This is a genomic window from Achromobacter sp. JD-1 (assembly GCF_038594925.1).
GTDB classification, from domain to species: Bacteria; Pseudomonadota; Gammaproteobacteria; order Burkholderiales; family Burkholderiaceae_B; genus Achromobacter; species Achromobacter spanius_C.
On the sequence record NZ_JBCGCS010000001.1, the window covers coordinates 252,548 to 262,493 of the forward strand.

Below are 9,946 nucleotides of genomic sequence, written 5' to 3' on the forward strand. Positions count from 1 at the left end.
AGCCATGTCGGGGAAACAGCCGGTCGAGGTTCTGCTACGCCCAGCGGTGGAGCTATACACCGTCGCAGCGTGTGCAGGCGCCGCGTTTCTGTCCCTGGTGGCCCCGTGGTCGCTCGCGCTGAGTCCGGCCATGGGCGTCGGCAGCGCCCTGGCGTTCGGCGCCTACGGCGCGATCCGCTACCGCGACGCTCGCGTCATCCTGCGTTATAGGCGCAACATCCGCCGCCTGCCGCGTTACGTGATGACGAGCAAGGATGTGCCCGTCAGCCAGCAGCGGCTTTTCATCGGGCGCGGATTCCTGTGGGAGCAGAAGCACACCCATAGGCTCATGCAGACATACCGGCCGGAGTTTCGCCGCTACGCGGAGCCGACACCGGCCTATCGCCTGGCGCGTCGGCTGGAGGAACGGCTGGAGTTTGCGCCGTTCCCGCTGTCCCGGCTCTCCGCTCTCACGGGCTGGGACGTTCCGTTCAACCCTGTGCGCCCGCTGCCACCTGTAGGTGGCCTGCCGCGGCTGCATGGCATCGAACCCGACGAGGTGGACGTCAGCCTGCCGCTGGGTGAGCGCGTCGGACATTCGCTGGTGCTGGGCACGACGCGCGTGGGCAAGACGCGGCTGGCCGAGCTGTTTGTGACTCAGGACATCCGTCGCAAGAACGCTGCCGGCGAGCACGAGGTCGTGATCGTTATCGATCCCAAGGGCGACGCGGATCTCCTGAAGCGGATGTACGTCGAAGCCCAGCGCGCAGGCCGTGAAGGCGAGTTCTACATCTTCCACCTCGGTTGGCCGGAAATCAGCGCCCGCTACAACGCGGTAGGACGCTTCGGTCGCATCTCGGAAGTCGCCACCCGTATCGCAGGGCAACTCTCCGGTGAAGGCAACAGCGCGGCCTTCCGGGAGTTCGCGTGGCGCTTCGTCAACATCATTGCCCGCGCTTTGGTGGAACTGGGGCAGCGCCCGGACTACATGCTGATCCAGCGGCACGTCATCAACATCGACGCACTGTTTATCGAGTACGCCCAGCACTACTTCGCCAAGACCGAGCCCAAGGCCTGGGAGGTGATCGTCCAGATCGAGGCCAAGCTCAACGAGAAGAACATCCCGCGCAACATGATCGGGCGCGAGAAGCGCGTGGTCGCGCTGGAGCAGTACCTTTCCCAGGCGCGCAACTACGACCCGGTGCTCGACGGCTTGCGCTCGGCAGTTCGGTACGACAAGACCTACTTCGACAAGATCGTCGCATCGTTGCTGCCGCTGCTGGAAAAGCTCACCAGCGGCAAGATCGCCCAGCTCCTGGCCCCGAATTACTCCGACCTGACCGACCCGCGCCCGATCTTCGATTGGATGCAAGTCATCAGGAAGCGCGCCATCGTCTATGTGGGACTGGACGCGCTGTCCGACGCCGAGGTTGCCGCAGCGGTCGGCAACTCCATGTTCTCCGACCTGGTTTCGGTCGCGGGCCATATCTACAAGCACGGGATCGACGATGGCCTGCCGGGCGCATCCGCTGGCACGCGCGTGCCGATCAATGTCCATGCGGACGAATTCAATGAACTCATGGGTGACGAATTCGTGCCCCTGATCAACAAGGGCGGCGGTGCCGGGCTACAGGTCACGGCGTACACACAGACCCTCTCGGATATCGAGGCCCGCATCGGCAACCGCGCGAAAGCTGGCCAGGTGATCGGCAACTTCAACAACCTGTTCATGCTGCGCGTGCGCGAGACGGCCACCGCCGAACTGCTGACGCGGCAGTTGCCGAAGGTCGAGGTCTATACCACCACCATCGTCTCCGGGGCGACCGATAGCTCGGACATCCGTGGCGCGACGGATTTCACGTCGAACACCCAGGACCGCATCAGCATGTCCAGCGTGCCGATGATCGAGCCATCGCACGTAGTCGGCCTGCCAAAAGGCCAGTGCTTCGCGCTGCTGCAAGGCGGCCAGCTTTGGAAGGTTCGCATGCCGCTGCCGACACCAGACCCGGATGAAGTGATGCCGGCGGATCTGCAGCAACTGGCCGGATACATGCGCCAGAGCTACAGCGAGGCCACGCAGTGGTGGGATTTCACCAGCTCCCCTGCCTTGCAGGATGCGGCCTTGCCCGATGACCTGCTGGACGATGCTGCTCCAGCCGAGCCTGCTGCGGTGGCCACCGACACCGACCACAGTACCGACGAGGCCGCGCCATGAAGGACGCCGCCTCGACCGCGCAGCGGGAGCAGAACCAGCGCCAGGGTCTGATCGTCGGCACCATCACCTTGCCATTTCGCCTGCTCGGGGTATTGATTGGCTCGCTGCTGTTCTCGATCGTGGTGGAGTGCGTCGGCATGCACCTGTTCTGGAAGGATCAGGGCTGGCGCCATTCCCAGCAGATGTTGCAGTACGAGCTTGGGCACCTGTCCAGCCACTTCACGCGCAGCGTGGTCGTGCAGGAGCCAGGGCGCACGGCGCACGAGTTGGTGGATACAGGCTACGAATGGGTGTTCGTTCGCTCGGGGCTGCTGGCGCGCATGAGCCAGACCGCCGAGCGCGTCCGCGCGCCCAGCCACGAGCAGGCGCGCAACTTCCGCTACTACATCAGCCAAGTCTATGTCTGGGCCGAGAGCTACCTCATCGCCGCAGCCTTCACGACGCTGACCTTCCTAGTGCGCCTGCTGGTCCTGGTGCTCACGCTGCCACTGATCTTCACGGCCGCCTTCGTCGGTCTGATTGACGGTCTGGTGCGACGCGACGTGCGCAGGTTCGGCGCGGGCCGCGAATCCGGGTTCATCTACCACCGTGCAAAAGCCAGCCTCATGCCGCTGGCCGTGCTGCCGTGGATCACGTACCTGGCGCTGCCGATCTCGGTGCATCCATTGCTGATCCTGTTGCCGAGCGCCGCCTTGCTGGGACTGGCCGTGAGCCTGACTGCGGGCAGCTTCAAGAAGTACCTCTAGCAGATCAATCCGGTCATCTGCAGGTTCCTATTGTTTGCGGCCTGAAACAGCCCCGATCTCCACGATCTAGCCATTGCTGATCACACAGGAATGGCGCGATGTTGGCTCCGATCTGGCTGCGCGCCGCGCATCGCGGCGTGCCCACTTTTCTCGTGACGGCCCTTGTACTGGGTCAGTCCTCGATGGCGTTGGCCGAGTCCCCGGCGCAGCGTCAGGAGTTGGTCGCAGCGCTGCGCCAGCTCGACGCGCTGGAGCGCACCGTCGCCGACAGCGCTACGCATGCCCCCATCCAGCCGGGCGAGCGCTACCACTTCGATTACCCGAGGCTGCTGGCTGACCTGGCGCGCGTGCGCGCCGGCATCCAGGCCCATCTCACACCGTCGCGCGCCCAGCCGCGCGACGCCTCCGAACTGATCGGCGACTACCGCACGGAGCGGGTCGTCCCGCCATCACCGCCGACGACCACGGAGGGCAAGCCATGAACGGCGCCCAGGTCTCGGCATTTCAAGCCAACAGCGGCATCGCGCCTTCAGCGATGGCGACCGTCCTGGTCGGCGTCGTGTTCGCGGTCCTGCTCGTCTGGGGCGTCTGGGCCATGCGAACGGCCTACGTGGGGTGGTCCGAAAGCCGCCTCAACCAGCGCCAGTTCCTCGGCGTCTGCATCCGATTCGTCGCGATGTACCTCGTCCTGACTTTCTTCCTCCTCTCCTGACCTGAAAGGCATGACCATGCAAAACCGCATCCTCACTTCCCGTCTTGCCCAGCGCGCCACCGTGGCCCTGGGCACCGCAGCGCTGCCCGCCCTGTCGTTCGCGCAGGGTCTGCCGCAGTTGGAGAACCCGACCCGCGGCACAGGCAACGGCATCATGGAAACGATCCGCAACTACGGCTACGACATCATCATGCTCGTGGCTCTGCTGGTGGTGGCGTCCATGTTCATCGGCGTGTGCTACCACGCCTACGGGACCTACGCGGAAATCCACACAGGCCGCAAGACGTGGGGCCAGTTCGGCCTCACGGTCGCCATCGGCGCCGTCTTGCTCGTGATCGGCATCTGGCTGCTCACCGAAGCCACCGGCATCCTGTAAGCGAGGCCGGTATGTCCGAGCAGCAGCACGTCCGTGCGGACGGGACGGTCACGTTCCTTCCGCACCGGCTCAATCGACATCCCGTTGTGGTGCGCGGTCTCACCGCCGACGAGTTGTGGATCTGCTGCGGCCTGTCCGGCGCCGCCGGTCTGCTGGTCGGCGCACCGCTGTCGTGGGTGTTCCGCACGATCGCGCTAGCACCCACGTTCGTCGTCCTGGGCGTGGCCTTCGGCGTGTTCATCGGCGGCGGCATTCTTCGCCGCCTCAAGCGCGGGCGTCCCGACACCTGGCTGTATCGGCAACTGCAATGGCGCATTGCCACACGCCATCCGCTGATGGCGGGCTGGGTAGGCGGCCATGTGCTGATCTCGCGCTCCGGCTTCTGGACCACCCGAAGGAGCGCACGATGAGCCGCTTCAAGAACGAGATCACCCACCTGCAGGCGCACATCAAGACGCTTCGCCTGGGTGCTGGCGCCCTGATCATCGTCGCCCTGGTCATGGGTGGCGGCTGGTGGAGCGCTCCCCGCGATCTGACCATCCACGTTCCGCCTGACCTGCGCTCCGGCAGTACCAGGAAGTGGTGGGAAGTGCCGCCCGAATCGGTCTATGCGTTCACGTTCTACGTGTTCCAGACGCTCAACCGCTGGCCGACGAATGGCGAAGAGGACTACGCGCGCAACCTCCACACGCTCTCGCCGTACCTCACCCCATCCTGCCAGGCCTTCCTGCGCGCGGACTACGACTACCGCCGCAGCACGGGCGAGTTGCGCCAGCGCGTGCGCGGCATCTACGAAATCCCCGGCCGCGGCTACGGCGACGACCCCACGGCCCGCGTGCGCGTGGTTTCCGACCGCGACTGGGTAGTGACGCTGGACATCACCGCCGACGAGTACTACGGCGCCGAGCAAGTCAAGCGCGCTCTGGTGCGCTATCCCGTGAAGGTCACGCGGGTGGACGTCGATCCTGCCCGCAACCCGTTCGGCCTGGCGCTCGACTGCTATGAGGGCGCGCCCCAGCGCATCAGCACGCCGGAGCCGACGCGCCCGGCGTCTGGTGGCCTGTCTCCGCAAGCGCCCCAAGGAGAAACCCCATGAAGCATCCTGTACTCACGCTGCTGGGGCTGTTGGCCGTGGCCGCGGCTCCTGCTGTCCAGGCGGTGGAGATCCTGCGCTGGGAACGTATGCCGTTGGCGGTGCCGCTGAAGGTCGGCCAGGAGCGTATCGTGTTCATCGACCGCAACGTCCGCGTGGGCGTACCCTCGGGCGTCGGCGAGCGCCTACGGGTGCAGAGCGCGGGCGGCGCGGTGTACCTGCGCGCCAGCGAGCCGATCGAGCCCACGCGGCTGCAATTGCAGGACGCCGACACGGGCGCGCTGATCCTGCTGGACATTGCGGCGGAGCCAGCCAAGGACGGCGAAGCCGAGCTGGAACCAGTGCGCATCGTCGAGGGCAACAGCACCCCGGCGCGCTATGGCGATCAGCCCGGCGATGACAACGAAGCTCCGGCGCGCGCCCAGGACCAGGCAGGTGCGCGGGCGGCGCGACGCGAGACCCCGGTGCCGGTTGTCCTGACGCGCTTCGCCGCGCAGAACCTCTACGCTCCGCTGCGCACTGTGGAGCCGTTGCCCGGCGTCATGCGGGTGAACCTGCGTCGTGACCTCGACCTCGGCACGCTGATGCCGACGCTGCCCGTGCGCGCGGTCGCGCTCGCGTCGTGGCGTCTGGAAGACCAGTGGGTCACTGCCGTGCGACTGACCAACAACAGCAGCGGCTGGATCACTCTCGATCCGCGCATCCTGCAAGGCGATTTCCTCACCGCCACCTTCCAACACGAGGCACTTGGCCCGCGTGGCACGCCCGAGGACACGACCGTCCTGTACCTGGTGACGCGCGGGCGCGGCCTGGCGCAATCGCTGCTACCGGCGATCAACCGCTTCGACCCGGCCGTGCATCTCCCGCAACCGGAAGACCGCAAGGAGGCCCGCCATGCGCAGTAATGGACTCCTGAAGTGGCTGATGGTCCCGGTTGCCTTGCTGGTGCTGTTCGTTGCCATCCGGCTGTTCTCGGGTGGCAGCAGTTCGGCGCCACCGGCCGCGGATGCCGGTGCCAAGCTCACGCCAGCGGAAATGAAGGCGTTGGGCATCGAGGGCGATACCCCGCGCGACACCGTGGCGACGCTCGTTGCCCAAGTGAAGCAGTTGCGCACCGAGCTTCAGACCGCGCTCTCGGACAACAAATCCCAGCGCGAAGAAAACCAGCGACTGCGCCAGCGCGAGAACTCCATTGATCAGCGCATCAATTCGGCCCTCGACTCCGAGCGTACCAACCTGCGTCGCGACCAAGAGCAGGCAGCCAGCGCGCGCCAGCAGACCGAAGGGTTGCTTGCCGACCTGCAGCGGCGTCTGGACAGTATCGGCGGACGTGGCGGCGGCCATGCCGACCTGCCGGTGGGTCTGGGGCTGCGCGACGGCGACGAGGCCGGCATGGAAGGCGGCGTGCGATGGGTCGAACCCGACGATGCGAGGAAGGCCGAGGGGCGGAACAGCAGTCGTGGCACGGGTAGCGGCATGAGCTTCCCGACGAGCTTCGGCCCCGCGCAGAGCACGTTGGAAACCACGGCGGAAACCGTGGCGAACGCGGGCGCACGCGCAGCAGGCGTCAAGAGCGCCAAGGCGGTCTATACCGTACCGACCAATTCGACGCTGATGGGGTCGGTGGCGATGACGGCGCTGATCGGCCGCGTGCCGATCGACGGAACCGTTAACGATCCATACCCCTTCAAGGTGTTGGTCGGACCGGACAACCTGACCGCCAATGGCATCGACATTCCCGACGTGGCCGGTGCCGTGTTCAGCGGCACCGCATCGGGAGATTGGACGCTCTCGTGCGTGCGCGGCCAGGTGCGCAGCATCACCTTCGTCTTCCACGACGGCACGATCCGCACCATCCCCGAAGACCGCGACGGCAACCAGCAGAACAACCAGCAGCGAGACGGCCTGGGCTGGATCAGCGACCCATACGGCATTCCCTGCGTCAGCGGGGAGCGGCGCAGCAACGCCCAGCAGTACCTCGGCTCGCAAGCCCTGATTACCGCCGCCGGTGCCGGCGTCGCTTCGCTGATCGACAGCGACAGCGGCCAGATGTCCTACGTCGGCGCCGACGGCTCCATCGGGAGCGTCGGCATCTCGGGCAATGAAGCCGTGGGCCGCATCCTGGCCGGTGGCGTGCGCGACATGGCCGACTGGGTGAACAAGCTATACGGCCAGGCCTTCGCCGCCGTCTATGTCCAGCCCGGCGCGAAGGTCGCCGTCCACCTCGAAAAGCCGCTTGCCATCGACTTCGATCCCGAAGGCCGCAAGGTCGATCACCGCGCAGGAGAAAGCCATGCTCTCGAACTTGAATAAGGGCCTGGCGCTGGCCCTCGCCGTCGCGGTGCTCGGCGGCTGTGCCACCAGCAAGGAAAAGCTGCTCCCGCACGGCGACAGCACGATGATGGACATCTGGCAGCAGAACGCCGGCGACGGCAGCGGTGGCGCCGGCCAGGTGGCGCGCAGGCAATTGCTCGATGCACGCCAGAGCCTGCGCCGGCCGCTGACCGAGGCCGACGTGGAGGCCGCGCCCGCCGAACAGATGCGCTACACGCGCACGGCGCGAAACGAGGTCTATCGCCAGTTCCACCGCCTCCCGAACCCCGATCTTGTCATGTATGTGTACCCGCACCTGGCGGGTACCGACCCCGTGCCTGTTCCGGGCTACACGACAGTCTTCCCCCTGTACCAGCGCGTGCAGTACGCCATGCCGGGCGAGCGCGTGGAGGACTACTGATGCGCTGGAAACTCCCTTGGCCGAAGCTGGCTGCATCCGATGGTGGCAATGACGAGCAGCCGGACGGCTGGCAGCGCCACGTCGAGGCGTTGCGCCAAGCCGGCATCGCCGAACCCGGAGCGACGATCCAGGGCCGCAAGCCGGCGACCGTGGCGGACGAGCAGGCGCTGTACGACGTCGCGCAGTCGTTCGCGGAGCTGCTGCCGTGGGTGGAGTTCCTGCCGCCGTCGAAGTCCATGCTGCTGGAGGACGGGCAATCGGTCGCAGCCTTCTACGAGCTGGTCCCGCTGGGCACCGAAGGTCGGGAGCCTGGCTGGCTCGCGCATGCCCGCGATGCGCTCGAAAACGCGCTCCAGGATTCGTTCGATGAGCTGGACGAGAACCCCTGGGTGCTCCAGCTCTACGCCCAGGACGAACCCAGCTTCGACCAGTACATGCAGACCCTGCGCAACTACGTGCAGCCGCGCGCTCGCGGCACAGCCTTCACCGAGTTCTATCTTCGCTTCTTCGGCCACCACCTGCGCGCGGTGGCCAAGCCCGGCGGCCTGTTCGAGGACACGGTGGTCACGCGGTTGCGCTGGCGCGGCCAGACGCGGCGCGTGCGCATGGTGGTCTATCGCCGGGCCACCGGCCAGGCGAACCGCCGTGGCCAGACACCCGAGCAAATGCTGAACATCGTCTGCGATCGCCTTTGCGGCGGCCTGGCGAACGCCGGCATCCAGGCCCGGCGCATGGTCGCGGCCGATGTTCACGACTGGTTGCTGCGGTGGTTCAACCCACGCCCAACGATGCTCGGGCCAAGCGCTGAGAATCGAGAGCGCTTCTATGCGCTGGCCCGCTATCCCGACGAGGTGGAGGAAGGCGAGATCGAGCTGGCGAGTGGTCGGGATTTCAGCCAACGGCTGTTCTTCGGTCAGCCTCGCTCCGATGCCGGGCACGGTACCTGGTACTTCGACGGCATGCCGCACCGTGTGCTGGTCACCGACCGACTACGCATGCCGCCCGGTACGGGACACCTGACTGGCGAAACCCGCAAGGGCGATGCGATCAACACGCTTTTCGATCAGATGCCCGAAGACACCACGATGTGTCTGACCATGGTGGCGACGCCCCAGGACATCCTCGAATCGCACCTGAATCACCTGGCGAAGAAGGCTGTCGGCGAAACACTGGCATCGGAGCAGACGCTCAAGGATGTGCAGGAGGCGCGCTCGCTCATCGGCAGCGCGCACAAGCTCTACCGCGGCACGCTGGCCTTCTATCTGCGCGGGCGCGACGAAGCCGAGCTTGACAGGCGCGGCCTGGACCTCGCCAACGTGATGCTCAACGCGGGGTTGCAGCCCGTGCGCGAGGACGATGAAGTTGCGCCGCTCAACAGCTACCTGCGCTGGCTACCGTGCTGCTACAACCCTGCGCAGGATCGGCGGAACTGGTTCACCCAACTGATGTTCGCCCAGCATGTGGCGAATCTCTCGCCGGCGTGGGGACGCAGCCAGGGTACGGGCCATCCGGGCAACACGTTCTTCAACCGCGGTGGCGGGCCGATCACGTTTGATCCGCTGAACCGCTTGGACAGGCAGATGAACGCCCATCTGTTCCTATTCGGCCCCACCGGCTCGGGCAAGAGCGCAACGCTCAACAACCTCTTGAATCAGGTCACGGCCATCTACCGGCCGCGGCTGTTCATCGTGGAAGCCGGCAACAGCTTCGGCTTGTTCAGCGACTTCGCCAAGCGCCTGGGTCTGACCGTAAACCGGGTCAAGCTGGCTCCTGGCTCAGGCATCAGCCTGGCGCCGTTCGCCGACGCTCGCCGGCTGATCGAAACGCCCAGCAACGTGCAGACGCTTGATGCCGATGCACTGGATGAAGAATTGCCAGCCGATTCCTCGGTCATGGAGGAGGACGAGCAGCGCGACGTGCTGGGTGAACTGGAGATCACGGCACGGCTGATGATCACAGGCGGCGAGGACAAGGAAGAAGCCCGGATGACGCGGGCCGATCGCTCGCTGATCCGCCAGTGCATCCTCGATGCCGCCGAACACTGCGTGGCCGAGAAACGCACGGTGCTCACGCGCGACGTGCGCAACGCGC

11 protein-coding genes are annotated in these 9,946 nt (G+C 66.2%); all 11 read left to right on the plus strand.

What is annotated here, in order from left to right:
* Positions 1–4: 4 nt before the first annotated feature.
* Positions 5–2,194 carry a type IV conjugative transfer system coupling protein TraD gene (traD, locus tag WBR68_RS01160; RefSeq protein WP_009459677.1) on the plus strand — a complete coding sequence of 730 codons (2,190 nt, stop codon included), beginning with the start codon at positions 5–7 and terminating at the stop codon, positions 2,192–2,194.
* The gene (locus WBR68_RS01165) at positions 2,191–2,940 is read left to right on the plus strand and encodes a TIGR03747 family integrating conjugative element membrane protein (protein WP_009459676.1); all 750 of its coding nucleotides are present in this window, start codon (positions 2,191–2,193) and stop codon (positions 2,938–2,940) included. Before traD ends, WBR68_RS01165 begins: the two co-directional genes overlap by 4 nt.
* 98 nt (positions 2,941–3,038) lie before the next feature.
* The gene (locus tag WBR68_RS01170; RefSeq protein ID WP_009459674.1) at positions 3,039–3,422 is read left to right on the plus strand and encodes an integrative conjugative element protein, RAQPRD family; all 384 of its coding nucleotides are present in this window, start codon (positions 3,039–3,041) and stop codon (positions 3,420–3,422) included.
* Positions 3,419–3,652 (plus strand): TIGR03758 family integrating conjugative element protein, encoded by a 234-nt coding sequence (locus WBR68_RS01175; protein WP_009459672.1) that lies wholly within the window; start codon positions 3,419–3,421, stop codon positions 3,650–3,652. The genes WBR68_RS01170 and WBR68_RS01175 overlap by 4 nt, the downstream gene beginning before the upstream one ends.
* A 16-nt stretch (positions 3,653–3,668) precedes the next feature.
* Positions 3,669–4,028 (plus strand): TIGR03745 family integrating conjugative element membrane protein, encoded by a 360-nt coding sequence (locus WBR68_RS01180; RefSeq protein WP_024308620.1) that lies wholly within the window; start codon positions 3,669–3,671, stop codon positions 4,026–4,028.
* Between the two features lie 11 nt (positions 4,029–4,039).
* Positions 4,040–4,438, plus strand: coding sequence for a TIGR03750 family conjugal transfer protein (locus WBR68_RS01185; RefSeq protein WP_009459668.1), 399 nt, complete (start codon positions 4,040–4,042; stop codon positions 4,436–4,438).
* Positions 4,435–5,124 carry a PFL_4703 family integrating conjugative element protein gene (locus WBR68_RS01190; protein WP_009459666.1) on the plus strand — a complete coding sequence of 230 codons (690 nt, stop codon included), beginning with the start codon at positions 4,435–4,437 and terminating at the stop codon, positions 5,122–5,124. The genes WBR68_RS01185 and WBR68_RS01190 overlap by 4 nt, the downstream gene beginning before the upstream one ends.
* The gene (locus tag WBR68_RS01195; RefSeq protein WP_009459665.1) at positions 5,121–6,026 is read left to right on the plus strand and encodes a TIGR03749 family integrating conjugative element protein; all 906 of its coding nucleotides are present in this window, start codon (positions 5,121–5,123) and stop codon (positions 6,024–6,026) included. The genes WBR68_RS01190 and WBR68_RS01195 overlap by 4 nt, the downstream gene beginning before the upstream one ends.
* A complete protein-coding gene (locus tag WBR68_RS01200; protein ID WP_009459664.1) occupies positions 6,016–7,434 on the plus strand; it encodes a TIGR03752 family integrating conjugative element protein in 1,419 nt (472 codons plus the stop codon). The genes WBR68_RS01195 and WBR68_RS01200 overlap by 11 nt, the downstream gene beginning before the upstream one ends.
* The gene (locus tag WBR68_RS01205; protein ID WP_009459662.1) at positions 7,415–7,855 is read left to right on the plus strand and encodes a TIGR03751 family conjugal transfer lipoprotein; all 441 of its coding nucleotides are present in this window, start codon (positions 7,415–7,417) and stop codon (positions 7,853–7,855) included. Before WBR68_RS01200 ends, WBR68_RS01205 begins: the two co-directional genes overlap by 20 nt.
* A partial coding sequence (locus WBR68_RS01210) for a conjugative transfer ATPase (protein WP_230693369.1) occupies positions 7,855–9,946 on the plus strand: 2,092 nt, incomplete at its 3' end. The genes WBR68_RS01205 and WBR68_RS01210, both read left to right, overlap by 1 nt.

What these genes read in the sequence shown, in the direction of transcription:
- traD (WP_009459677.1), top strand. Translation starts at nt 5, where the DNA reads ATGTCGGGGAAACAGCCGGTCGAGGTTCTGCTACGCCCAGCGGTGGAG.
- WBR68_RS01165 (WP_009459676.1), top strand. Translation starts at nt 2,191, where the DNA reads ATGAAGGACGCCGCCTCGACCGCGCAGCGGGAGCAGAACCAGCGCCAG.
- WBR68_RS01170 (WP_009459674.1), top strand. Translation starts at nt 3,039, where the DNA reads ATGTTGGCTCCGATCTGGCTGCGCGCCGCGCATCGCGGCGTGCCCACT.
- WBR68_RS01175 (WP_009459672.1), top strand. Translation starts at nt 3,419, where the DNA reads ATGAACGGCGCCCAGGTCTCGGCATTTCAAGCCAACAGCGGCATCGCG.
- WBR68_RS01180 (WP_024308620.1), top strand. Translation starts at nt 3,669, where the DNA reads ATGCAAAACCGCATCCTCACTTCCCGTCTTGCCCAGCGCGCCACCGTG.
- WBR68_RS01185 (WP_009459668.1), top strand. Translation starts at nt 4,040, where the DNA reads ATGTCCGAGCAGCAGCACGTCCGTGCGGACGGGACGGTCACGTTCCTT.
- WBR68_RS01190 (WP_009459666.1), top strand. Translation starts at nt 4,435, where the DNA reads ATGAGCCGCTTCAAGAACGAGATCACCCACCTGCAGGCGCACATCAAG.
- WBR68_RS01195 (WP_009459665.1), top strand. Translation starts at nt 5,121, where the DNA reads ATGAAGCATCCTGTACTCACGCTGCTGGGGCTGTTGGCCGTGGCCGCG.
- WBR68_RS01200 (WP_009459664.1), top strand. Translation starts at nt 6,016, where the DNA reads ATGCGCAGTAATGGACTCCTGAAGTGGCTGATGGTCCCGGTTGCCTTG.
- WBR68_RS01205 (WP_009459662.1), top strand. Translation starts at nt 7,415, where the DNA reads ATGCTCTCGAACTTGAATAAGGGCCTGGCGCTGGCCCTCGCCGTCGCG.